Consider the following 25,315-nt stretch of genomic DNA (forward strand, 5'->3'; position numbering starts at 1 on the left):
GTATAACGCTTTTTTTATAAAAAAATAATTATATTAAAGGATATTTTTTATCTTTTAATAACTTTTGATCTTTTTGCATAAAGAATCAATATCAAGCTCTAAAAATTTTTCTACCTCATTTGTTTTACCATGGGTTATAAATTGGTCTGCAAATTCAAAACTTATTAGTTTTATATGATAAAGATTTTCTTTTTGTAAAAAATTTGTAATTAAACTTCCCACTCCTCCTATCTTGGCACTATCTGAAAAAACAAACCAAATTTTTGTATTATTTGCTAATTCTTTTAAAAGCTCTTCATCTAAAGGTTTTGCAAAAATCAAATCTATTAAGCTTGCATAATCTAAACCAAGTTTATCTAAAACTAGTTTTGCCTTAGCCACACCTTGACCAAAACCTAAAAATACTTTATCGCTTTGTGCTTTAGATAAAATTTGAGCTTTTGCAGGTTTTATCTCACATGGATTAAAATCATCATCTAATAAAAAATTACCCCTAGGATAACGAAAAGCAAAAACACCTTGATGAAAATACGCATATTCTATAATTTTTTCCATCATAGCTTCATCTCTTGGGGCCGCTAAAGTAATATTTGGTATAGCACTTAAAAAACTAATATCAAAAACACCTTGGTGTGTTTCTCCATCTTCTCCTACAATTCCTGCTCTATCCATAGCTATAACTACATTTAAATTCATAATAGCGCAATCATGAATAACTTGATCGTAAGCTCTTTGCATAAAAGTGCTATAAATTGCTATAAAAGGCTTAAAACCTTCTTTTGCCATAGCCGCCATAGAAGTAACCGCATGTTGTTCTGCAATTGCTACATCCCAAAAACGCTCGGGATATTTTTCCATTAGCTTATCTATTCCAGTTCCACTTGGCATAGCAGCAGTTACACCTACTATATTTTCATATTTTTGAGCAAGTTTCAACAGTGTATTTGAAAAAATTTCTGTCGCACTTTTTTTACTTACATTTGTTTTTAAGCTTTCTCCACTACTTCTATCAAAAGCACCTACTCCGTGCCATTTAGCATTTTTACCTTCAGCTAATGTATAACCTTTGCCTTTGATAGTTTGTGCATGCACAACGCAAGGCTTATTCATAGCCTTAGCTTGATTTAGTGCGTTAATAACTTCATTTAAATTATGTCCATCAATAGGCCCGATATATTCAAGTCCTAATTCTTCAAATAAAAGTCCAGGCGTAATAAGCCTTAAACCCTCTTCAAAACGCTTTGCCATATAAGAAGCACTTTGAGGAAAATACTCTAAAAGATTTTCTATACGTTTTTTAAATTTTTGATAAAACTGCGTTGCCATTGCTTGAGAAAGATATTTTGAAATAGCTCCGATTGGCTTTGAAATACTCATTTCATTATCATTTAAAATAATCACACAAGGATATTCTCTATCGCCAAGCTCGTTTAAAGCTTCATATGCCATACCCGCACTTAATGCCCCATCGCCTATTAATACAACAGGCAAACGATCTTCTTTTTTTAATCTTATAGCTTTACAAGCTCCAACCGCTAAAGATATAGAAGTACTTGAGTGTCCTGCTACAAAATAATCTCCCTCATCAGGCTTTGTATAACCGCTTAAACCATTAAATTGTCTTAGAGTATAAAAATTATTTATTTTACCACTTAAAAGCTTATGCGGATAAGATTGATGTGAAACATCAAAAATAAAAGGATCTTTTTGCACATCAAAAACATAATGCATTCCTATACTAAGCTCAACTACACCTAAATTTGAGCTTAAATGTCCGCCATTTTTACTCACTGTATCTATGATAACTTCACGCAAATTACTAGCTAAATTTTCTAGTTCTTTAATTTGCATATTTTTAATATTTAAGTTATTTAAATCTATCATTCATTAACCATGTTTTTGATTTTTTGCAAACGATTATTAAGGTTTGACTCTATATTACCTGCATCGCTTAATATTAAAACACTTCCTTTATTAATCGCATCATCAAGACTGAATTTGATATTACTTTGCTCTTGTTCTAAATGTGATTTTACATATTCAAAATCTTCAGGGCTTAGTTTTAATTCTATTTTAGTAGCATTTTTAAGCTCATTCATAAGCTCTTTTGCTAAATTTAAAGCTATAAGTGAGGAATTTTCCTCAAGTTCTTTTGCAATCACTTCTTTTGCAATAATTACAGCTGTATCGGCTAATTCTTTTTCATTTTTAGATAAAAACTCATTTAAATTTTGCACTGTATTTTCAAGCTTTTCTACGCTTTTTAAGTATTTTTCCCTCAAGGCTTCTAATTCACTTTCAAAATTTTTTTGAGCTTGCTCATAACCTTCTTTGGTAAATTTTTCTTTCGCATGTTCTAATTCTGTATTTAAGCGATTATTAAATTCAGCTTCTTGACTTTCTATTTGCATTTGCAACTTAATAATATTTCCTGACATTTCATCAGTTTTTTTAAGTAAATCTTCTACAAAATCAGGTTGAATTTGAGGTTGTGGGGCTTGCGGAGTAGCTTCTATTGCTTGATTTTCTACTACTTGTTGAGTATTTTGACTAAGTGGAGTTTGATTTATAGTTTGAACTTCTTCTTGTTTTTGTTCTTCATTAGAAGACATTTCACTCATAACTTTAAAATGATATCCTTCAACCACATGGGCAGAAATATTTTCAGGTGAAATTACATTAGTTAATTTTGCCATAATCTTACTCTATCATCTCATCAGCCTCACCTACTTGGATAAGACCTTGTTCTGCAAGTTTTTGTACCACTTCTACAACTTTTCTTTGAGCCTCTTCAACATCTTTTACACGCACAGCGCCCAAAAATCCCATTTCTTCTACAAAGGCTTCAGCAGCACGCGTAGACATATTGGACATAAATTTTTGTTTTAAATCCTCGCTTGCACCCTTTAAACCTATCATCAAATCACGTTTATCAGCAGCCTTTAATACCTCTCTAATCGCATTAGTGCTAAGTTGAGAAATATCATCAAAGGTAAACATTAAATCTTTAATGGTTGTAGCAAGTTTTTCATCACTTTGCTCAATATAAGAAAGTGTTGTTTTAGAAGCTTTTTGACCCAAACGATTAAGCACTTCAGCAACTGCTCTTGGACCACCCACTTCAACTTTATAAGAAGTAAGACTTTCAAGTTTACTTTCAAGCACAGCAGATACTCTTTTAATGATTGAAGGTGAAATATCTCCAAGATTTGCCATTCTTATTACAACCTCAGCTCTTAACTCATCACTAAAATACTCCAAAGTTTCAGCAGCTTGAGTGGTATCCATATGAGCTAAAATCAAAGCTATGGTTTGAGGGTGTTCTTTAATGATAAAGTCTGCAAGCTGTTGTGGTTTGATTTGAGAAAGATAAGCAAAATTTTGGTTATTTTCCATACTTTTGGTAAGTTTTTCCAAAATTTTATTGGCAATTTCAGGACCAAAAGTTCTAAATAAAATCTCTTTTGCATATTCCAAACCACCACTTTTTAGATATTGGTTTGACTGTAATAAAGTATAAAATTCCTCAAGAACTGCAGTAGCAACTGGTTTGTCAACATTTTTTGCTAAAGCAATATAGCGAGAAATTTCAGTGATGACATTAATATCCATATGAGAAAATAAAACTGTCGTTACATCTTCTCCAAGTTGGATTAAAAAAATTGCGACCTTTTCTGGCATAGAAAGGTCATCATAGACCATTTTTTGTTCTTCACTAAGCTTTATCATCAGATATCCTTCTCACCAAATTCAGCTTCATTTTCAACAAGTTTTTGTAACAATAATGCCACTTCTTCGCCTTTTTCATTAGCTACTGCTCTTAATTTTTCAAGTAAAACATCATATTGAAGCGCATCTTCATCAAAACTATCTCCAAAACCAAGTTGTTCTTCAACTTTCTTACGTGCTGCGTTGAATTTTTCAATAGCATCTTCAGCCTCATCAATAATCTGCCCGTCCTTACCTTCCATTTCTTCTTCAAGCTTAATATCCGCAAGCATTTTTTGTGAAAATGGAACAATAACTTTTTTGTAAAAGATGAAAAGTAAAATCGCCGCAAAGACATATTTAACAGGCGGGATAAATGGCTCAACAAATCTTGAATAAAAAGTTTGAACTTTATTTTCAACTTTAGCTGTTCTATGAAATTCTAAATTATTTACTTCAACTGCATCACCCCTAGCAAGATTAAAACCTATAGCACCTTTAGTTAAATTTTCAATCGCTTTAATTTCTTTATCATTCAAAGGAATGTATTCATTAGTAACATTTCCTTGATCATCAGTAATTACTTTATACTTTCCATCTACCACAACAGCTGCAGAAATTCTTTTAACGGTTGCAAATTGCTTAGTAGTATTGGTGATTTTTTTAGAAATTTCATTATTAGTTGTGGTTTGGTTTTTAGTATAAACCTCGCGCGCGCCTTTATCATCCAAACCTTCCACAGGACCGATGTTTGAAACAGCACCTGGCACACCTTGAATTTCTTTATCTTTATAACCTTCTCTATGCTCTTCTAAAGTTTGCTCGCTACGCACAACGGTATTTGGATCATATACTTCACTTTGTGATTCTTCTTTAGAAAAATCATAATCAATACTAACCTTTGCTACCACCCTATCATAGCCACCTGCAAATGGAGCAATAGAAGCAACGATTTTTTGTTCTAATTCGTATTCTTGATCTCTTTTGTATTTAATTTGAGCAGCTATTAAATCACTCTCAAAAGCACCCTCATCATCTAAAGGAATACCTTTTTGATCCATGATTTTTACATTTTCAGGGGTAAGTTTTGTCACTGAAGAAGCAATTAAGTTTTTAATCCCCATAATTTGCTTTTTATTAAGCTTTAAACCTTCTTTTATTGTCAAAGCTACTGAAGCAGTTGGTGGAACTTGTTGTTGGGTAAAAAGTGTATCTTTAGCAAAAGCAATATGCACCGTAGCGCTATGAATAGGCTCTAAACTTTCAATCGTTCTAGCAAGCTCACCTTCTAATGCTCTTTGGTATTTTACCTTTTGTTCAGCTTCTGTGGCTCCAAATTCTTGTTTATCAAAAAGCTCAAAGCCTACTTTATTATCTTTTGGCAATAATCCTGCTGAGGCAATAGCTAAACGCTGTTTATATACTTGCTCATTAGGAACTAAAATCGTTCCTTCATTGCGCAAAATATAAGGAACTCCACTTTTTTCAAGCTGCGTTACTATCATCGCTGAATCACTAGTATTAGCATTTTCAAATAATACTGAATATCCAGCCTCACTAGCTACTGTAGAACCACTTCTAAAAAGGGTTAAAAATACTAAAAATCCAACTACAACAACAATAGAAGCAGCAATGATAATACGCTGTCTTAAACTTAAATTTTGATAAAGCTGACCTACTTGGTGCAGTATAGTTTTATAATCCATTTATTTCCTACAAACTAAAAATTTTTAGAAAACTCTTCAAAAAACCTTGAATTTTCATACTCTGTACCTATACTTATACGCACAGCATTTAAACCATAACTTTGTAAATTTCTTATTATTATACCGTTTTTAAGCAGTTTTTCAGATAAATCTGTGCTATTTTTTTCATCAAAAAAATAAGTAATAAAATTTGTATAGCTTGGAATGTATCGAATTTTATAATTTTTAGCAAAATCTTCATAAAGTTTCATTTGCGAAAAATTATTTTCCAAAGTTTTTTGCACAAACTCATCATCATCTAACGCAGCAACAGCAGCTTTTAAACTCAAATTAGTCACATTAAAAGGTGCTCTTAATTTATAAAACGCATTGATAATTTCCTTGCAAGCTATGCCATAACCCACTCTCATGCCACCCAAACCATAAAGCTTAGAAAAGGTTCCTAGATATACTGTATTTTGAAATTTATGGATTAATTCCTTAGGGTTGATATGTTTTTTGCTATCTTTAAATGAAGCAAATGCATTATAAGCTCCATCAATGGCTACCAAACAATCCTCATCAATTTTTTCTAAAAACTCAAAAACCTCACTCGCATCCAAACACTCACCTAAAGGATTATTGGGTAAGCATAAAAAGATTACTTTGATTTCATTTTTATGCTTTTGATATAACTCATACAACTCATTTAAATCATGGGTTAAACTTGGAGTTTTATAAACCTTAACTCCTAGTTGTTTTGCATAAATTTCATACATAGCAAAACTAACCCCGCATTGCAAATAAGCTTTAGAATGATCAAGTTTTGCATGCACTATATATTCTATGATTTGATCACTCCCGCTACCTATGATGAGATTTTCTTTTAAAATATCATATTTTTGCGCTAAAGCTTGTTTTAATTCACTCATAGTATCATCAGGATATAAATGAGCTAAATGTGCATTATTTATAATGGCTTCTTTAGCTTTTTTACTTGTACCATAAGGATTTTCATTACTCGCTAGTTTAATAACTTCTTTTAAACCATATTCTTTAGCAATTAAATCCATATCCTTGCCACTTTCATAAGTTTTAATAGCTTCTAAAAAAGGATTAAATTTCATTACTTTCTCCTGATAAATACGATCCAAGCCATTTTATATGCTCAGCTTTTTTTAATACTCTTTGGACATTTTCATCATCAATATGTCCTTCAAAATCTATATAAAAACTATGTACAAATTCTCTTGTTTTTATAGGGCGTGATTCAAGTTTTGTTAAATTTATCCCCTCTTTTTTAAACTCATATAATAAATCACTAAGCCCACCTGGTTTATGTGCAGCAAGTGCTAAAATAGAAGTTTTACAATGAGGCATTTGAGGTATTTTTATATCACTTAAAATCAAAAACCTAGTGCGATTTGCCAAATTATCCTCAATCGTTTCAAATAATATAGGCACATTATAAAGTTTTGCCGCAATCTTAGAGCAAATCGCAGCTGAAGTAACATCTTGCGAAGCTAAATAAGCTGCATGAGCTGTGGATTTGCTTGCTACAAATTCCACTTCGCTTAAATCATGACTTTCTAAAAAATTTCTACATTGATTATAACCTTGTGGATGAGAATATATGCGTTTAATATCTTTTAAATTTTCACTCATACTTACAAAAGAATGATGAATGTCCATATAAATTTCAGCAAAAATCTTTACATCTTCATATTTTCCAAGACAATCAAGCGTCACACCCACTGCACCTGCTGTATTATTTTCTATAGGTACTACTCCATATTTTGCTTCTTTGTGAGCTAATTCTTTAAAAACATCTTCTATATTTGCAAGTGGAGTATAACGACTCATAGCACCAAAACGCGTTCTTGCTACTTGATGCGTATAGCTTCCCTCAGGTCCTAAATAAGCTATGCTTTGGGGCATTTCTAAATTTCTTGATACAGCAAAAATTTCTTGATAAATTGCTTCGATTGCATTTTGATCTAATAAACCATGATTATAATTTTTAAGTCTATTTATAATAGCTCTTTCGCGCTCAGGTCTATAAATACTCCCACCTAAATTTTGCTTAATAACTCCTATATCTTTAACATGAAGCATTCTTTCATTAAGCAAAGCCAAAATTTTATCATCAATGGTATCGATTTTATTGCGTAATTTTTCTATCTCTTTCATTTAAACCTCGATATGTAGTAATCCTTAATACTATCATATACAAAATTAAGTTTAGTTGTATCAAGACCTTGAGTGTTAGAAATTTTACCACTTAAAACTAAGGCTATTTGCATACCAAGCTCATAGGCACCAAGCAAATCGCCTTTAAAATCATCACTAATGATTAAAGTCTTTTCAAAACTTACATTACAATCTTGTTGTTTTAATAAATTTAAAGCACTTTCATAAAAAGCCTTACTAGGTTTTCCTATCACCTTATAATCAAACTCGCATGCATTTTTAAGCATAGACATAATACTTCCAACGCCTGGATAAAGCCTTGAATTTTTCTTATAAATACTACTTTCATGCATTGCTATAGCTTGCACGCCATTTTTAAGATACTCTATCATACTAGCAAAATCTTGAAATTTAAAATCATCATAACTTGCTACCAAGAATACTTTTGGATTTTTATAATCAAGCTCATAACCTAGCTCTTGAAGTGAATCTAAAAATTCTTTTGCTCCAAAAGCTGCTATTTTACAAGGTTTTAAATGATCTTTTAAAACACAAAAAGGATCAATATAAACTTTTTCATTAATTTCAAAACCTAAATTTTGCAAATAATTTAAAAAATCTAATTTTTTGGTATTATTAGTAATAATCACATAAGGAATTTTTTCTTTATTTAAAGATTGAATGAGTTCTAAAGCACCATTTATAGGACTTTTATCATAATCTGAAATCAAAGTTCCTTGCACATCTAAAAACAACATTTCAATCCTTTAAAAAATCAAGCTCTAAAGCAATTTGATCCTCATAGCTTTCTCTTTTTCTAATCATTCTTACTGTGCCATTTTCACAAGCTAGCTCACATACTCTATTACGAGTATTATAATTACTACTCATGCTAAAACCATACGCACCTGCACTTTTAACTATGATTAAATCTCCTGCTTTTGTTTTAGCTAGTTTTCTATCTTTAGCTAAAAAATCTCCACTCTCACAAATCCCACCAACAATATCACAAAAGCTTTCTTCTTTATTTTCGCTCAAAAGCTTGATTTCATGATAAGCACTATATAAACTTGGACGCAATAAATCATTCATCGCCCCATCAACAATCACAAAACGCTTTTTATCATTAAATTTTTCATATAATACTTTAGTAACAAACTCACCTGCATTTGCTACCAAAAACCTGCCAGGTTCCATACCTATACACACATCAAGACCTTGTAAACTTGCTAAAATTCCTTGAGCATAATCATATAAATTTGATTCTTGCTCATCTTTATAACAAACCCCTAAACCCCCACCTATATCAAAGAATTTAATATTAATTTTCAAAGCTAAAAGTTCTTTTACTAATTTTGCAACAATCGCAGAAGCTTCATGAATACTGCTTATATCAAGAATTTGCGAGCCTATGTGAAAATGCACACCAACTGGCTCTAAAAATTGTGAGTTTTTAGCATAAAGATACATTTTTTTAGCACTTTCTATATCTACGCCAAATTTATTTTCATGCAAACCTGTAGAAATATAAGGATGTGTTTTAGCATCTACATTTGGATTTACTCTTATGCTTATACGGGCTGTCTTTTGATTTTCTTTAGCAATTTGTTCTAAAAGAAGCATTTCTTCATAGCTTTCTAAATTTACATAAAGTATGTTTTGCTCTAAAGCATATTTTAACTCATCAGCACTTTTACCTACCCCACTAAAAATAATTTTATAATTCTTAGCCCCTGCTTTTAAAGCTCTATAAATCTCACCCGCACTAACACAATCAAACCCACTATCTAAAGAAGCTAAAAGCTTTAAAACACTTAAATTAGAATTTGCTTTGACTGCATAAAAAATTTGTGATTTTCTTGCCTTAAAAGCATCTTTTAACATTGTAAAACGCTCTTTGATTTTATCAAAATCGTAAATATAAAATGGTGTGTTGTATTCTTTTGCTAGTTTTAAATAATCCATAAAAACCTCACTTGTAGTTATTTGTGTTTAAAATAATAAAAACTTCCTATACTTATTAAAATAAATACTGGTAGCATTATACCAAGCTCTGGAAGTAAAATTTCATTTTCACTCAATCTTGTTAATAAAAACAACAAACCCCAAACTAAAAGTATACACACAAAAAACACAAAAGCTAAAAGTGCGAGATTAAAAAATCTTGCTGTTAAAGGAAAATAATAATACACAATAAGCATTAAAAATGGCGCAAAAAATGGTGTAAGAACTAAAGAATATAAACTTGTTCTAAGTGTATTAGTAGAAATATTTTGTTTTACAAAAATCGCCATACTTTCTAGCGCGTCTAAAATAGAATAAGAAGGATTACTCTCTACTAAAGAAATTCTTTCTAAAATTTTTGGAGAAAAATCTTCTAAGCCTTTAATATTTTTAAATTCTTCTACACTTAAACCCTCTTTTGAAACAATCAAATTTTGCGGTACATTAGTAGCTTTAGCATCATTTAAATTCCAAGAATCTCCATTAAATTTAGCAGTTTTTGCATGGATTGTGCTTTGAATATCTAAATTTTTTACATCAAAAATTTTTACATTATATAGGGTTTGAGAATTTATTTTTTGTATATAAATAAATTTATCATTGTATTTAATCAAAACCTCCCCGCCTTCTCTATCTACAACACCACGCTTAAGAATATTACTTTTATATTCATCTGCATAAGCAAAGGCACTAAAATTAAGTCCTACATAAACACAACAAAAAAACATAGCCCATAAAAAAGGATAAAAAATCACTTGGTTTTTACTTAAACCCAAGGCATATAAGCTAACAAATTCATTCGAGCGTATCATATTAAAAATACATAAAACCAAAGCAAGGACTATGGCTAAAGGCAGTATATAAGAAGCTGCTGAGCATGTTAAAAAAAATATATATAAAAGCTCCAAATTTGCACTTTTTGGCAGTCTATTAAAATTGAGTAAAAAATCAATCGCTACAAAGAAAAAAGTCAAAGAAAAAAACAAAATAAAAAATGATTTTAAATACAAAGATGAAATATAGCGAAAAAATATACTCATCGTTTAACTTTTTAAAGAATATTTTGAAGCGATTTTTTCTATATCAGAATTTAAAAGCTCAAGTAAGGCTTTTTTACTATGTTCTAAAACCTTAGTTAAACTTTCTTGCTCTTCTTGTTTAAATTTCCCCAAAACATGAGAAATCACATCTTGTCCTTTTCCTACTCCTATGCGTACTCTCTCATAAGCATTACCACAAAGATTATCTATACTTTTAAGTCCGTTATGTCCACCACTTGATCCACCTATTTTAAATTTCAATGCACCTAAATTTAAGTCTATATCATCATGGATTACAATAATTCTATCACATTTATAATATTCACTAACAGCTTTTACACTTTCTCCGGATAAATTCATATAAGTGGAAGGTTTTAAAAAAAGAGTAGAAGAGCCTTTAAAAAGCTCTCCTTTAAATTTAGCATTTGAAAGTTTTGTTGTTTGCAAATCTTTCAAAATTAAGTCAATTAGCATAAACCCTACATTATGACGGGTTTGAGTGTATTGTTCTCCTATATTACCAAGTCCTACGACTAAGGTCATTTTATCTTGCTTTTTCTACGCCAACTACAGCCACTCTATCAGCATCAACCATAGTTACACCCTCAGGTACAACTACATCGCGGATTAAAAGTGCATCACCAACATCAAGTTTAGTTACATCTAGTTCAAAATAATTTGGTAAGTTTTCAGCTGCACATTTTACTTTTAATCTTCTTTTTGATTGGATTAAAACACCTTTATTTTTAAGACCTATAGCCGTTCCTACGATTTTTACAGGAACCATATATTTAGAAATAACACCTTTTTGTGCTACTTTTAAATCTACGTGTTTTAATTCTGCAGTTACAGGATCTTTTTGATAATCAACCACAACAACATTTAATACTTTATCTGCTACTTTTACATCAAAAGCTAAAGTAGTTTTTTTGCGTACTTCTTTAATAAATTCATTTACTTTAAAAGCAGCATTAATGTTTTCTAATCCTTTTCCGTAGATGTTTGCGATTAGATAACCATCTCTTTTTAAAGCTTTAGCAGCTTTTCTACCGATACTCTCTCTAACGATACCTTCTAACATTTTTTCCCTTTTTTATAAAATAAAAGACTTAATAATATCAATTTCTGGCTTAGTAAAGTATAAATTTATTTAAAAAAATCACAAATATCTATTTCAAAAATCTCAGCCATTTGAAATAAATGATTTAAATTAAAATGAGCACCTCTATAATGTCTTTCTGCGCTTGCAACTATAGAAACGCTTTTATGTCCCAATAATAATGATAATTCTAGTTGAGAAATTCCTTTTTCTTTTCTTATTTTTGCAACTCTTTTACCTATTTCTCTATGTTTATCAGATATATCTTGCTTCATATAACCAAGCCTTATAACACTTTATTTATTTATAAGTCTAGTTTTTATATAATTTTTTTACAATCGTTTATAACACTAAGTGTTATTAAACTATAATTAAAAATAAAAGGAATAATATGTCTACAATACTATTAAAAGAATTGGATTTAGAACCAATCATAGTAAAAATAATTGACAAAAATGAGGGGTTAGGGTGGAGTTTAGAATACACCAAATTCATTGAAACTGAATATAGAAAATTTCTTCTTTTATGTCAAGAAAATAAAGATGCCTCAATAGTACCACCAGCTGATGTTGATAAATTTTGGCATTATCATATTTTAGATACATTAAAATATGCTCAAGATTGTGAAAATCTTTTTGGCTATTTCTTACATCATTTTCCTTATTTTGGAATGAGAGGCGAGGAAGATTTCAAAAATCTTAATAAATCTTGGGAGGAAACATGCGTTTTATATGAAAAAAGATTTGGGAAACCTTCGGAATATATAAAAGAAAATTTATGGAAAACAATAGCTAGATGTCCAAATTGCGGTAGAAGATCTCCATCTAATGTTTTTTCACTAAAAAGACCAACTTTAGCAAGTATTAGTGCTTAATCTCATTTGAGATTAAGCCACATTATAAAGATTTTAAAATATCTTCATAAGCTATACAAAATTGCTCTAAACCATCGTCAAGTAAATTTTTACAAGCTTTACTTAAAGCATCTTTTGAAATATTTGCATTTAATTTTTTCTCTATACATTCATCTTTTAAAGGCTCTTTAAATACAATTTGCTTACCCTTAAAAGCTTTTATAGCATCTAGTGGTGCAGTATTAATAGCTTTATCATAGAGTAATTCTTTAATATAATAATCTTTTTCTAAATCATCACCCTTAACACCCGTACTTGCAAATAAAGCTCTAATATTTGCTTCATTTTGTTTAATGATATAATTATAAGCCTTAGTTGCAGTAAGAATTCCCATATAATTTTTATCTAAAACTTGATTATTTAATAATCTATCAAAACGACTTACAAAAATGCTAATAACAGCTTGAGGTTCTTTTTTGGCTATGATATTATTTTTTCTAAATTCTTTTAAACCTAAATTTAAAGCTTCAAAGCATTTTTTAGTTTGTTCAAAATCAAAAATCAAAGTAGCATTGACACTAATGCCATTTTTCATTAATTCTTGCATTACTTCATAAGAAGCTTCTGTAGCAGGAATTTTCATCATCACATTTTCTTTTGCAATCTGTGTGTATAATCTTTTTGCCTCGGCTAAAGATAAACTAGTATTATCTTTTAATCTTGGGTCAATTTCAATACTAATAAAACCATCATTATTTTCATAATAATTAATAGCTAATTTATCTGCGGCCTTAGCTATATCTTCTACCGCAAGATACTCATATAAAGCTTTTTTATCTTTAAGATTTGATTTTTTGATTTTTTCTTTATAAATAGCAGAGTTTAAAATCGCATTTTTAAAAATGGCAGGATTTGAAGTAGCGCCGTTAATTGTTTTTGAGTAAATTAAATCTAAAAATTCATGATCTAAAAATTCATTTTCTATAAAATCACACCATAGTGAAAATTTTTTCATTGTATTACCTTTATTATTTCTTTTAAATCTTTTTTATCTATACAAATATCTGCATGAGATCTTAAAATTTCTTTGGCACAAAAAGCTATTTTTAATCCACATTCTTTAAACATAGAAATATCATTAGCTCCATCGCCTACACACATAATTTCTTCTGTTTTTAAATTTAAAAATTTCTTAAGTCTTTGTAGTATAATACCTTTTGAGTTATTAAACATAATTTCCCCGCCAACTTTTCCCGTCAAAACACCATTTTTACTATGTAAAAAGTTAGCAAAACCAAAATCAAAATGAAGTTTATCTTGTATTAAGTCAATTCCTTCATGAAATCCACCGCTAAAAACAATAATTTTTATGTTTTTATTTTTTAAATACTCGCATAATTCTTTAGCGCCATTCATCAAAGGTAAATTTTCACAGCACTTTCTTACTTGATCAATAGGCATTCCTTCAAGTAAGGCTACTCTAGCACTTAAGCTTTCAAAAAAATCAAGCTCACCATTCATTGCTTTGTTGGTGATTGCTTTTACAGCATCACCAACATTATATTCTTGCGCTAAAATATCGATGGTTTCTCCATCCATTAGCGTAGAATCAAAGTCAAAGGCACAAAGCTTTATCATTAAAACTCACGCTTTAATAAAGCTTCAGCTTTTAATATAGTCAAGATATTTTCTTCTCTTTTGCCTATACCAAAAATCATACCTTTTTCTTTTAATAAAGTTTCAGGCGGTGGATCAATCCTGCTTCTGTGAATTTTAATAGCTTCTGTTAATCTATCTATCACAAAACCCGCATTACCTGCAGGAGTTTGATTACCATTTGCCATACCTTTTAAAACAATATATCTTGTTTGAGGTGTCATTTTAGAACTACCTTGATTAAATCTTTTAGCAAGATCTATCAAAGGCATAACATTACCCCTCATATTAAACACACCTAAAACATAATCAGGCACACTTGGAACCCTAGTATATTCTATAGGTTTAATAATTTCTTGGATATTAAGAATAGGAATAGCATATTCCTCATCCCCTACCACAAAACCAACAAGCTGAATAATATCCTCTTCTTTATCTACATCAGGTTCTGCAATTTGCGCTTGTTGTTTTTGCAAAACCTGGCTTAATTTATCATTCATCTTCTTATCCTAGTTTTAAATTTTTTCTAACTACATTTTCTAAGTACTCTGGAGAGTAAGGCTTAGTAATATACTCAGTCATTCCTACTTCCACACCTCTTAAGCGGTCTGATTTACTAGTTCTTGAAGTTACTGCAACAAGCGGAAGGTTTTTATACTTAGAATACTTTCTGATTTCACCTGCTAAGGTATAACCATCCATTCTTGGCATTTCAATATCAATTAACACTGCATCAATATCATGCTCACCTGATTTGATCATATTTAAAGCTTCCACACCATTAGTTGCTTCTATAATACTCACACCTAATGGCTCTAGTGATTTTTGCATGATATTTCTATCCATTTTAGAATCATCCACTATAAGTACTGTGTAATCACTTGGTTTTTCTTTAGCAGTTTTTTTAGATTGTGATTCAATTTGTGCTTTAATATCTACTTTAATCTCTTTAGCTATATCCATCATAGCAGCAACATCAATAATCAAAGTAACCCTACCATCACCACGAATAGTCGCTCCTGCTATACCTTGAATGTTTTGTAAATACTCACCCATAGACTTAATAACAATCTCTTCTTGACCCACTAAAGTATCTACTATAATACCAAGCTTACTTTCTGCTACACCTATAACAACGACATAAGTTTGATCGGTATTTTCAAGCACTTGTTTTACACCAAACACATCTGAAAGTCTTACCAAAGATAACACTTCATCTCTTAGACGTAATACATTTTTACCTTCAATAGTATAAATATCATCAATTGGCACTCTAACTGTTTCAAGAACGCTTGCAAGTGGAATAGCATAAAATTCTTCTTGCGTACCCACAAGTAATGATTGAATAATTGCTAAAGTAAGTGGAATTTTAAGCTTCATTACAGTGCCTTTTCCAAGCTCACTATCGATCTCAATCACACCATTTAATTTTTCAATATTGGTTTTAACAACGTCCATCCCAACGCCACGGCCTGAAACATTAGTAATTTTTTTCGCAGTTGAAAAACCTGGTTTGAAAATCAATGCAAACGCTTCTTTATCGCTCATTTGATCAGCTTCGCGTTCTGTAATTAGATTTTTCTCCATAGCTTTTGCTTTTAATACATCAGCATCAAGCCCTTTACCATCATCAGCAATCTCTACTACAATATGATTTCCCTCATTGTATGCTTTAAGATTAACCGTTCCTTTTTCTGGTTTACCATTAGCCACACGCGTTGCTGGATCTTCTATACCATGATCACATGAGTTTCTAATCATGTGCATAATAGGATCGCCGATTTCTTCCACAATAGACTTATCAAGTTCAGTTTCTTCCCCTGAAATTTCAAGCTCCATTTGCTTACCAAGCTCACGACCCAAATCACGTACAACCCTTGGGAATTTATTAAATACTTTTGCAATAGGTTGCATTCTTGTTTTCATAACCGCAAGCTGAATATCTGTAGTGACAATACTAAGTTGAGAAACAACTTGATTTAATTCTTCTAAGAATTTTTCCCCATCATATCTTTCTTCAACATCATCATAAATTTTCAATAAGCGGTTTTTACCTAGTACCAACTCACCAATTAAGTTCATTAAATGATCAAGTCTTTTAACTTCAACCCTAATGGTTTGATCCATATTTGCACCACTGCTTCCACCACCTGCTGCAGGAACTTTTTTCTCAGTAGTTGCATTTTGTGCTTGAGCAGCTGGTTTACTTGGAGCTGGGTTTGCTTCTTGTGTTTTTTTCTTTTCAGCACGTCTTGCTTGATCTTCAGCTTTTCTTACCTTTAAAAGCCTTTCTATTTCAGCTTCAACTTCATCATCACTAAGTTTATTAACATCAACTTCAGGCTCTTCAGCTTTTGGCTCTTCTTTGACTTCTTCTTTTGACTCTTCAGCTTTAGCCGGTGCAACAGACTCTAAGCTTTCACCTTCTGAAATAGCGGTTAATCTTGCGCAAATTGGAGCTATGTCAAGTCCTATTGCTGTATCATTTCCATTATCTCTAATAGAATTTAACAAAGTTTTCATCATATCAATAGACTCTAAAACCACGTCCATTACTTCAGGAGTAATTTTAAGCTCATTATGTCTTGCTTTATTTAAAACATCTTCCATATGATGAGTAAGTTTTGTTAAAACATCAAAATTTAAAAAGCTTGATGAACCTTTAACAGTGTGTGCAACACGGAAAATTCTATTTAATAGTTCTAAGTCTTCAGGATTTGCTTCTAATTCAACCAAATCATGATCAATTTGCTCGACTAATTCAAAGGCTTCAACTAAAAAATCCTCAAGTATTTCTTGAATATCTTCCATTTTTACTCCTCACCTTTTTCATGTTTTGCTATAATACGAGAAATTTCAGCAAAGAAATCACTTGCGTTAAATTTAACTAAATATCCATCACCACCTGCTTCTTTAACACCTTTATCACTCATAAATTCATTTGACAAAGAAGAATTAAACACGATAGGAATATTTTTAAATCTCTCATCTTCTCTTACTTTAGCTGCAAAGTGAAAACCATCCATTTGTGGCATTTCAACATCACTTACGATGATTTTTAGATGCTTTCTTAAATCAGCACCATAGGCATTATAAAGCTCTTCTAATTTTTGTAAGCCTTCAACACCATCTTTTGCTTCAACAACTTTTAACCCGATTTTATTAAGAATATCTTTTACAAGTTTTCTTGCAGTAGAGCTATCATCAAGCGCTAAAGCCATACCTTCTATTTTTTGGATTTTATCATCTTCAATATCAGTTTGTGGGGTATAAATTCCAAGCTCTTGCACTATGCTTTCTAAATCTAAGATAAGTAAAACCTCATCACCTTCGATTTTAGTCACACCAGTAATTTTACCCTTATCTAAGCTACCCGCACTTGTTGCAAAAGTAGCTGGCTCAATATTTTTCCAATTAATCCTACGAATTCTTTTTGCTTCATGCACTATAAAACCGATCAATACATTACTAAATTCAGTAATGATAACTCTAGGTTTTATATTTGTCATTTCTGGTTCTTGAATTTGCATCCATTTTGCTAGGTTGATTACAGGAATCACCACACCACGAAGATCAAAAATACCTTCCACATATTCAGGCACTCCTGGAATTTCAGTCAAAAAAGGAATTTTAATGATTTCTCTAACCTTAGAAACATTTACACCATAAATTCCCTCATAGACTTTATCGTGGCCTTGCTTAAAGATGCGAAAATCAACAAGTTCCATTTCATTTGAACCTGTTTTAACGACATTCTCATCAAACATTATGCCTCCTTAAGTTCTATTTTGTGAAATCTGATTTCTGGCTCATATTTTACTACAAAAAAACTTTCCTTGTATGCAAAAGCAGCTAAATTTAAATATTTTATATTTTCATATTCTAAAAACACATCTTGATGATAATGACCTTCTATTATAAAACCTATATTATAGTGCTTTAAACGCTCTTTTACTAAGGCAGAAAAATGAGGAATTTTTCTAATAAGTTGTTTTTTGTTTTGATTTTTTAGAATTTTTTGAGTAATTTTTTCTTTACTAATAACATTTAAAAAATTTAAAAAAAATAACAAGTAATGATTTCTCAAACTTTTTAAGCAAAATTGCAAAAAAGGTTTTAAAAAAATATCCCCATGGGCTAATTTTACTAAGGTTTTGTCATGAAATTCACAAAGCAAAGGTTGCTGTTTTATACTAAAAACTTTCACTTTTTTAAAAAATTTAGCTAAATTAAAATCATGATTACCTTCTAAATATATGATTTCAATTTTACACGCAAGTTCTTCAAGTAAGTCTATATAAGCTTTTGCAAAATCATGTGTAGCTTTTACTTCATAAATTAAAAGATCAAATATATCACCCATCAAAAAAAGCTGTGGAGTTTGAATTTTTTTATTTTTTAAGGCTTGCAAAAACTCCCAAAAACCACGCCTATTTTCATTTTCATGCACATCAGCAATAAAAATAGCATTTTCTTTTATAATTATTTTTTGCAAAAACTAAAATTCCAAAGCTTTGTATTCTATAGAAATGATTTCAAATTCACTCTCACCTTTTGGTAAACGCACTTTAAAATCATCACCCTCTTTTTTACCAAGCATTGCTTTAGCAATAGGCGAACTAATGGAAATATAACCTTTATCTAAATTTCCCTCGTTTACCCCTACCAAAGTATAAGTGCTTTGCTTTTCACTTTCTAAATCTTCTACCACAACAGTTGAGCCAAATTTCACACTATCATGCTCATAAGAAGATGGATCGATGATTTGTGCTCTTGAGATCAAATCCCCAAGTTCAGCTATCTTTCCTTCTATAAAAGCTTGTTTTTCTCTAGCTGCGTGATATTCTGCATTTTCTTTTAAATCTCCATGGCTTCTTGCTATGTCTATTTCTTCTACTACTTTTGGGCGTTCAACTTTTTTTAAATGCCCTAATTCTTTTTCTAATTTCTCATAGCCGTATTTACTCATAGGTTCTTTTTGCATGATTTATCCTTATTTGATTTCATAAAGTATTTTAGCTAAATTTTTTGCACTTGCAAATTGCAAATATTCTTTTAAAAAATCTACTTTATCAAAAAATGCCTTATAATCGTATTTAAGATAAGCTTGATATAAATTTTCCACATTCACTTGCTCTTGTAAAAATTCAGGATTAAGCTCGCTTTTTCCTGTAAAATCCAAAAAGATATTTGCAAGGCCTATATGTTTGAGTTTTACAAAACATCTTGCGATAAATACATCAATAGCTTTAGCTTTATAAGCAAGCACAAAAGGCGTGCCGACCAAAGCTGCTTCAAGTGTAGCTGTGCCACTACAAATAAAAGCAAAATCAGCATTTTTCAGCACCTTTGGGGTGTTAGTTTGAATTTCAAAATTACTCATTTCCCCGTAAATTTCTAATCTCTTTAAATTAAACTCAGGTACACAAAGGATTTTTTTACCTTCAAATTTAACACTTAATTCTCTAAAAATAGGCATCAAACGCTTTATTTCACTTTTTCTTGAACCTGGTAAGAAAGCGATGATTTTTTCATCATCTTTTTTTGAAAATATAGAATTTATATCTTCTTGGTTTTTAAACTCTTTTATCTCATCTAAAAGCGGATGTCCCACATAAGTGCTTTTGCTAAAAAACTCACTATCAAAAGGCAAAATAGAAGCTAACACATCAAAATGACTTTCTATGATAGGTATGCGACCTTTTTTCCATGCCCAAACTTGAGGTAAGATATAATAAATTCTTTTTACTTTGGAATTTGCTTTTTTTAAAGCTTTTGCAAAAGGTATGTTAAAAGCAGGAGAATCTATACATAAAATCACATCAATTTTTTGAGCAAAACTTAAACTCACTAGCTCTTTTATAGCTCTTTTAGCTTTTAAAATGAGTGGCAAAACCTCTATAAAACCCATAGCACTAAACTCATGTGAACTATAAAGTGGCTTGGAATTTAAACTAAATTCTTTGCACAAATTCTCATCATAAATTCCTACTAAATCAAATTCTTTATACTCATTTTTATAAGCTTTTAAAACTTCTTTTAAATGCAAATTTGCTGAAGGCTCTAAGGCACAAACTAAAAAGGTTTTCATTAACTTACCTTACTATGTCAATTTAAAAAACATTCTAACAAATTTTAACTTAGAGTTTTAACCCGCTAAAGCGGGTTAAATTTAATAAAGTGGAGTTGCTTCAACGATAGCAGGAGTAAAAAACATTAATTCATAAAGTTCCAAAAATAAAGCAGGATCATCAAGAGTACATTGTTGAATTCCAAAACGCTGTTCAATAGGAACTTGAGGATTATTAAATACTACCATACATTCTACACCCCCAAGCACTAAAGAGCGAATTTGCACAGCAGAAGTAGTAGTTGGCATTATAGAATAAACCGTTTCTAATTTTCCATCTTCTAAATCCTGTTTACAAGATTTTCCACCAAAAAAACCACTTTCTAATATAGCTAAACACAAATCATCATCACTTGGATTTACAAATTGTACATAACCAAAAGGAAGTTTATCTGCCAAAGTATCTTTTTGTTTTAATTCTTCGCTAAGTACAATTTCTCTTAGAATCCAGTTTTGATCTTCTAATTTTGTTGAATTATCCCTAAATGGACTTAACGAAATTCCTGTTTCAAGCGATCTTATAGCAAACATAGGGGTAAAATCTGGTAAATCTCCTTGCGAAGGAGGCGCACCAAAAGAAAAACCAATATATGCAAATAACAAAAATATAATTTTTTTCATCACAAACTCCTAAAATCTTCTAAAATTTACTGGAAAATGATCTGAAGCTAAAAAACTCCTTAATCCAGCTAATGCTAAAACAGCAGCAAAAGCAGGTGGAGTATAAAGTGCACTTTGATTTGAATTTCCGGTAATTGCATAATCAATTATATTGCCACTAGTTTGTGTAAAAGAAGGCGGTGATACTATATTAACACGCGATCTTAAATCCGGATCAAGTAATCCTATAAGATTATTAGGTGTTCTATTAAAATCGCCCATAATCATCCAATTAATTTGTGGCATATTTCTAAAATGCATATCCACTGCCGTTACAATGGCACCTGCATCATTGCCACCTCTTGCCAAAGCGTGTATACTAAAAAATACATCATTTCCTATACGAATTCCTATAATAGGTCTTGAAGCAACAGTTGGGGGAGGTAAAACTATAACCTCATCAGCTTGTCTTCTACTAACTATAGCCATATTAACACGATTTGCTCCAACATCTACCCTAGAATAATATATAAAAACAGAATTTGGACGCGACAAAGAGCCCAAATTCCATTCATATTCATGAATAGGAATACCTACCCCTGGTGGCTGAACCTGTCTTGGAGTCATCATTGCAGTAGAAGGTAAAACTCCAGCTTCTTGCACTGCTAAAACATCTAAAGGATTATCTCCAGTTACCAATTGTCTTATACTAATATTCCATTTACTTTCAGTTGATGCTGATGATCCTTGTAAATTCCAAGTTCCTACATTATAATCATCTAAAGCGCTAAAAGCCAAGCTCACACTAAAAATAAAAGATAATATTATTTTTTTCATATTCTTCTCCTATTTTCCCATATAAGGGGTTTTTGCTGTGAAAGTTGGTACAGTTATATACCATTGTCTGTCTAAATTTTTCTCCCCTTTTTTCACACAATCAGTTAAATATATATTATAAAAACTAAAATCAAACTCATGCATTACATCTTTTACCGGAGTTTGAATACACTGTTGCGTTGCAAAATTTTGAATTTGAAAAGATCCATTACTCATAGGAAAAAATTTCCAAAATTGTGCGTAATTACTTTGATCACAAGGATAATGTACTATACCATTTCCGTAAGCATTTAAGCAAGTATTAGTTTTTGCGTTCTTAATCATAACCATATCATTTGGAAATTCTATAAGTTGCCAAACCCTAGCATCGCCAAAAGGTTTACTATTATATAAATTATAACCCCAAATCCAATTTCCAGCAGCTAAAGCCCATACAGTTAACGCAGCTCCATTTGGATTCATAATAGTAACAAAATCACTCGGAAAACCTCTATTTTCAAACACTGAGCTCTCACTAAAATTCCCAGTTGATGTCAATCTTGGTAAAGGACCTTTTATAGCATTATTACCTTTAAAAGTATTTGTTTTTATAAGCGGTGGATCTAAAGGCACAGCTGGAACTATATCTTTACCTTCTACTAAAGCTGGAATTGTTTGCTTTGCAGGTGGTGTTGGATTTTTACCTATTTTTAAAGGATCAGTATCATTTATATTACCAAAAGAGCGTCCTAAAGGATTTAATTGTTCCTTAGAAGAACACCCCATAAGAAATGCTATAAACGCGATCAACATCATCGCAAATTTAATTTTATGCATTTTTCCTCCTTGAATTTTTAAGTTTGAATATATTAACATAATTTTAAAACATTTTGATAAAAAATATCATTAATAGCTTTTCTTGATTTTATTAAGTATTTAAAAAATGAATTGTTATAATTTACTAATTTTAATCTAAAAGGAAAAATTATGGATATTGTGCAAAGATTTATAAACTACACTAAGATTAATACCACTACAAGTAGAGAAAATGGCGCCAAAGGCATTATGCCATCAAGTCCTAATCAAATGGAGCTTGCAAAATTACTTGAAAAAGAATTACAAGAACTAGGTTTAAAAGACATCAAAAGAAGAGAAAACACCATCACCACAGCTCTTTTACCAGCAAACACTCCAAATGCTCCTAAAATAGCCTTTTTTGCGCATTTAGATACAAGTATGGAACAAACTAATGACACCAAAGCACAAATCACTAAGTATCAAGGTGGGGATATATGTTTAAATAAAAACTTAGATCTTTATTTGAAAGAAAGTGAATTTAAAGAGCTTAAAAACTACATAGGAGATGATATTATCCACACTGATGGCACAAGTTTGCTTGGAGCTGATGATAAAGCAGCCATTGCGGCGATTATGGATATGCTTGAATTTTTTGTTAAAAATCCTGATATTAAACATGGCGATATTTATGTTTGCTTTTTACCTGATGAAGAGCAAGGTTTAAGAGGAGCAAAAGCTTTTGATATAAAAGAAATTGATGCTGATTTTGGGTATTGTTTAGATTGTTGTGAGATAGGAGAGTTTATTTATGAAAATTGGAATGCAGGAGATTGTGAAGTAGAATTTATAGGAAAATCTGCTCATCCTATGAGCGCCAAAGGAAAATTAGTTAATTCTTTATTTTTAGCACATAAATTTATCTCTATGCTTCCAAATGGCGAAGCACCTGAATACACAGAAAATAAAGAGGGATATTTTTGGGTTAAAGAACTCAAGGGAAATAGTGCTAAAACTATTTTAAAAATAGATATTAGAGAATTTGATGATGAAAAATACAAACAAAGAATGCAATTTTTACAAGATTTAAACGATAGTTTTAAAAAGTTATACGGAGAAGAAAGAATTAACATTAAGCTTAATGATCGTTATAAAAATGTCTTTAATAGTCTAAAAACAACCAAATCTTTACCTATTAAACTTGCTTTACAAGCTTATGAAAATTTAAATATCAAAACTAAAATCATTCCTATGCGTGGAGGATACGATGGAGCAGTGCTTTCAGAAAAAGGCTTGCCTTGTCCAAATATCTTTACTGGAGCACATAATTTTCACTCTATTTATGAGTATTTACCTGTTAAATCTTTAAAAGCAGCGAGCAAAGTTATACAAGAAATCATCATCCTAGCTGCAAAATAAATTTAAGCCTTTTAAGGCTTAAATTTATAATAACACAAAAGCAATTATAACCACCGAAACAACACAACCTAAAGCAGTTCTTTTAACAATTTCTAAAGGACTAACCCCAGCTATAGCTGAAACGATAATACAAGCTCCTAAAATAGGCGAAAGATATCTTCCAAGCACTGCTGACATTGCCACTGCGGTACCAAGTTTAACTTGATCAAAACCAAGATCTTGAGCATGAATAGTTACAGCCTTGTTAAATGCCATAGCAGCAGCATCACCACTACCTGTAACCATAGCCATTAAAAATGGTATAAAAGTTCCACCAAAACGCACATAATGTTGTTCATTTTTAAGCCATTCTATGATGATATCAATTACCCCGCATGCTTTTAAACCTGCAACAAAAACACTAGCAGCTATGATAATCCCTATAATCTCTGCATAAGATTTTCCCATACCATTAAAAAACTCTTTAAAAATACTATCAGGCTTACTCATAGTTACCACCAAAGCTATAATCGCTCCCAAAAGCATAGCTTCAGCAACTCCAACTTCTTTTGTCCATGTTAAAAACTCATAATCATTTAAAGGACTTGCGCCTATGATTAGCACAATTAAAGGCACTAAAGGCATAAACGCATAAAATACATTTACTTTTTCAATATTATCTTCAGTCTTGTTTTGATTAGCCACTTCAAAAACTTGCCCTTTTTGATAATCTTTAAAAATCACTGCCATAATCATCAAAGAAATCATCACTATTACTCCTGCCGTTAATGCATTTGGAGTTTGAGTTAAAACAATCTCTTGTATATTTTTCCCCGAAATTTCAGAAATCAAAGCCGTATGAGAAACACCTGGACTTAAAATTCCTCCTATAGTTCCACAAAGCACCGTTGCTGCTGCCATAGCAGGTTTTATACCCGAAGCCATTAAAAGCGGTATCAAAGTCGCACCAACTGCAGCTGAACATCCTGCTGCGGAAGGTATAGCTATAGCGATGAAAAAAGTCACTATAAAAGCAAGCGGAATTAAGAAAAATCCTACATTTTTCAAAGGTGTTGTAAGTAGTTTAACCAAATGCTTATCACACCTAGTCACTTTCATCACAAAAGCAAAGCCCATGCTTGCACAAATTGCCTTAATCAAAGCAGGTTGCACCATAGCATGCGTAAAAGCACTCAAAGCTTCAATGGGCTTAAGTGAAATCAAACATAAAATAAAACCAACACTAATTAAAGCTGTTTTTGTTTCTACTTTTTTAATAAGCAAATAAACCACAGCCACAATACCAAAAATCGCAGCTAAAAGATAAAAAGTTTGCATTTT

General features: G+C 31.1%; 26 protein-coding genes. 2 read left to right on the top strand and 24 right to left on the bottom strand.

What is annotated here, in order from left to right:
* Positions 1 to 54: 54 nt before the first annotated feature.
* The 12 genes from dxs to L8X40_RS03185 all read right to left on the bottom strand — a co-directional run bounded on the left by dxs (position 55) and on the right by L8X40_RS03185 (position 12,001).
* On the bottom strand, positions 55 to 1,884 hold the full coding sequence (gene dxs / locus L8X40_RS03130; RefSeq protein WP_263667282.1) for a 1-deoxy-D-xylulose-5-phosphate synthase: 1,830 nt from the start codon (positions 1,882 to 1,884) through the stop codon (positions 55 to 57).
* The gene (fliH, locus tag L8X40_RS03135; RefSeq protein ID WP_214135802.1) at positions 1,881 to 2,696 is read right to left on the bottom strand and encodes a flagellar assembly protein FliH; all 816 of its coding nucleotides are present in this window, start codon (positions 2,694 to 2,696) and stop codon (positions 1,881 to 1,883) included. The genes dxs and fliH overlap by 4 nt, the downstream gene beginning before the upstream one ends.
* A 4-nt stretch (positions 2,697 to 2,700) precedes the next feature.
* Complete coding sequence (fliG, locus tag L8X40_RS03140; protein ID WP_039619192.1) at positions 2,701 to 3,729, bottom strand: flagellar motor switch protein FliG; 1,029 nt, start codon at positions 3,727 to 3,729, stop codon at positions 2,701 to 2,703.
* Positions 3,729 to 5,414 (bottom strand): flagellar basal-body MS-ring/collar protein FliF, encoded by a 1,686-nt coding sequence (fliF, locus tag L8X40_RS03145; protein ID WP_087699639.1) that lies wholly within the window; start codon positions 5,412 to 5,414, stop codon positions 3,729 to 3,731. The genes fliG and fliF overlap by 1 nt, the downstream gene beginning before the upstream one ends.
* Before the next feature lie 14 nt (positions 5,415 to 5,428).
* Positions 5,429 to 6,520: a histidinol-phosphate transaminase gene (gene hisC, locus L8X40_RS03150; RefSeq protein ID WP_263667283.1), complete on the bottom strand. Its 1,092-nt coding sequence runs from the start codon at positions 6,518 to 6,520 to the stop codon at positions 5,429 to 5,431.
* Complete coding sequence (gene pheA, locus L8X40_RS03155) at positions 6,510 to 7,583, bottom strand: prephenate dehydratase (protein WP_070255253.1); 1,074 nt, start codon at positions 7,581 to 7,583, stop codon at positions 6,510 to 6,512. The genes hisC and pheA overlap by 11 nt, the downstream gene beginning before the upstream one ends.
* On the bottom strand, positions 7,580 to 8,341 hold the full coding sequence (locus tag L8X40_RS03160; protein ID WP_263667284.1) for an HAD-IIA family hydrolase: 762 nt from the start codon (positions 8,339 to 8,341) through the stop codon (positions 7,580 to 7,582). The genes pheA and L8X40_RS03160 overlap by 4 nt, the downstream gene beginning before the upstream one ends.
* 1 nt (position 8,342) lies before the next feature.
* Positions 8,343 to 9,548: a diaminopimelate decarboxylase gene (lysA, locus tag L8X40_RS03165; RefSeq protein WP_263667285.1), complete on the bottom strand. Its 1,206-nt coding sequence runs from the start codon at positions 9,546 to 9,548 to the stop codon at positions 8,343 to 8,345.
* Between the two features lie 17 nt (positions 9,549 to 9,565).
* The gene (locus L8X40_RS03170; RefSeq protein WP_261529785.1) at positions 9,566 to 10,627 is read right to left on the bottom strand and encodes an LptF/LptG family permease; all 1,062 of its coding nucleotides are present in this window, start codon (positions 10,625 to 10,627) and stop codon (positions 9,566 to 9,568) included.
* Positions 10,628 to 10,630: 3 nt separating this feature from the next.
* Positions 10,631 to 11,170 carry an aminoacyl-tRNA hydrolase gene (gene pth / locus L8X40_RS03175; protein WP_214126200.1) on the bottom strand — a complete coding sequence of 180 codons (540 nt, stop codon included), beginning with the start codon at positions 11,168 to 11,170 and terminating at the stop codon, positions 10,631 to 10,633.
* A gap of 1 nt (position 11,171) precedes the next feature.
* The gene (locus L8X40_RS03180) at positions 11,172 to 11,708 is read right to left on the bottom strand and encodes a 50S ribosomal protein L25/general stress protein Ctc (RefSeq protein ID WP_087699653.1); all 537 of its coding nucleotides are present in this window, start codon (positions 11,706 to 11,708) and stop codon (positions 11,172 to 11,174) included.
* Between the two features lie 65 nt (positions 11,709 to 11,773).
* Positions 11,774 to 12,001 (bottom strand): helix-turn-helix domain-containing protein, encoded by a 228-nt coding sequence (locus tag L8X40_RS03185; RefSeq protein WP_039627042.1) that lies wholly within the window; start codon positions 11,999 to 12,001, stop codon positions 11,774 to 11,776.
* A gap of 116 nt (positions 12,002 to 12,117) precedes the next feature.
* Here L8X40_RS03185 and L8X40_RS03190 point away from each other — a divergent pair, with 116 nt between their 5' ends.
* A complete protein-coding gene (locus L8X40_RS03190; RefSeq protein ID WP_039627043.1) occupies positions 12,118 to 12,600 on the top strand; it encodes a glycine-rich domain-containing protein in 483 nt (160 codons plus the stop codon).
* A gap of 22 nt (positions 12,601 to 12,622) precedes the next feature.
* Here the strand turns inward: L8X40_RS03190 and L8X40_RS03195 are convergent, their stop codons facing one another.
* From L8X40_RS03195 to L8X40_RS03245, 11 genes are all read right to left on the bottom strand, one after another.
* Entirely contained in the window at positions 12,623 to 13,594 is a 972-nt protein-coding gene (locus tag L8X40_RS03195; RefSeq protein WP_214099972.1) for a transaldolase, read from the bottom strand.
* Positions 13,591 to 14,217 (bottom strand): phosphoserine phosphatase SerB, encoded by a 627-nt coding sequence (serB, locus tag L8X40_RS03200; protein WP_214099973.1) that lies wholly within the window; start codon positions 14,215 to 14,217, stop codon positions 13,591 to 13,593. The genes L8X40_RS03195 and serB overlap by 4 nt, the downstream gene beginning before the upstream one ends.
* A complete protein-coding gene (locus tag L8X40_RS03205; protein ID WP_039619209.1) occupies positions 14,217 to 14,735 on the bottom strand; it encodes a chemotaxis protein CheW in 519 nt (172 codons plus the stop codon). Before L8X40_RS03205 ends, serB begins: the two co-directional genes overlap by 1 nt.
* Positions 14,736 to 14,739: 4 nt before the next feature.
* Positions 14,740 to 17,046 carry a chemotaxis protein CheW gene (locus L8X40_RS03210; protein WP_214126202.1) on the bottom strand — a complete coding sequence of 769 codons (2,307 nt, stop codon included), beginning with the start codon at positions 17,044 to 17,046 and terminating at the stop codon, positions 14,740 to 14,742.
* Between the two features lie 2 nt (positions 17,047 to 17,048).
* The gene (locus L8X40_RS03215) at positions 17,049 to 18,002 is read right to left on the bottom strand and encodes a chemotaxis protein (protein WP_087699663.1); all 954 of its coding nucleotides are present in this window, start codon (positions 18,000 to 18,002) and stop codon (positions 17,049 to 17,051) included.
* Positions 18,002 to 18,730 (bottom strand): UDP-2,3-diacylglucosamine diphosphatase, encoded by a 729-nt coding sequence (locus L8X40_RS03220; RefSeq protein ID WP_214126203.1) that lies wholly within the window; start codon positions 18,728 to 18,730, stop codon positions 18,002 to 18,004. The genes L8X40_RS03215 and L8X40_RS03220 overlap by 1 nt, the downstream gene beginning before the upstream one ends.
* A 3-nt stretch (positions 18,731 to 18,733) precedes the next feature.
* Positions 18,734 to 19,219, bottom strand: coding sequence for a transcription elongation factor GreA (greA, locus tag L8X40_RS03225; protein ID WP_214126204.1), 486 nt, complete (start codon positions 19,217 to 19,219; stop codon positions 18,734 to 18,736).
* Positions 19,220 to 19,228: 9 nt separating this feature from the next.
* On the bottom strand, positions 19,229 to 20,326 hold the full coding sequence (lpxB, locus tag L8X40_RS03230; protein WP_263667287.1) for a lipid-A-disaccharide synthase: 1,098 nt from the start codon (positions 20,324 to 20,326) through the stop codon (positions 19,229 to 19,231).
* A gap of 81 nt (positions 20,327 to 20,407) precedes the next feature.
* Entirely contained in the window at positions 20,408 to 20,986 is a 579-nt protein-coding gene (locus tag L8X40_RS03235) for a cytolethal distending toxin subunit A (protein ID WP_214126206.1), read from the bottom strand.
* 9 nt (positions 20,987 to 20,995) lie between these two features.
* Positions 20,996 to 21,802 (bottom strand): cytolethal distending toxin subunit B family protein, encoded by an 807-nt coding sequence (locus tag L8X40_RS03240; protein ID WP_214126207.1) that lies wholly within the window; start codon positions 21,800 to 21,802, stop codon positions 20,996 to 20,998.
* A 9-nt stretch (positions 21,803 to 21,811) separates the two neighbouring features.
* On the bottom strand, positions 21,812 to 22,618 hold the full coding sequence (locus tag L8X40_RS03245; RefSeq protein ID WP_087699680.1) for an RICIN domain-containing protein: 807 nt from the start codon (positions 22,616 to 22,618) through the stop codon (positions 21,812 to 21,814).
* 150 nt (positions 22,619 to 22,768) lie between these two features.
* Here L8X40_RS03245 and pepT point away from each other — a divergent pair, with 150 nt between their 5' ends.
* Complete coding sequence (gene pepT / locus L8X40_RS03250; protein ID WP_263667289.1) at positions 22,769 to 23,995, top strand: peptidase T; 1,227 nt, start codon at positions 22,769 to 22,771, stop codon at positions 23,993 to 23,995.
* A 24-nt stretch (positions 23,996 to 24,019) separates the two neighbouring features.
* Here pepT and dcuC read toward each other — a convergent pair whose 3' ends face one another.
* Entirely contained in the window at positions 24,020 to 25,312 is a 1,293-nt protein-coding gene (gene dcuC, locus L8X40_RS03255; protein ID WP_263667291.1) for a C4-dicarboxylate transporter DcuC, read from the bottom strand.
* Between the last annotated feature and the right edge of the window lie 3 nt (positions 25,313 to 25,315).

Origin of the sequence: Campylobacter sp. CNRCH_2013_0855, assembly GCF_025773025.1 — a bacterium.
In the GTDB taxonomy this organism is placed as follows: Bacteria; Campylobacterota; Campylobacteria; order Campylobacterales; family Campylobacteraceae; genus Campylobacter_D; species Campylobacter_D jejuni_C.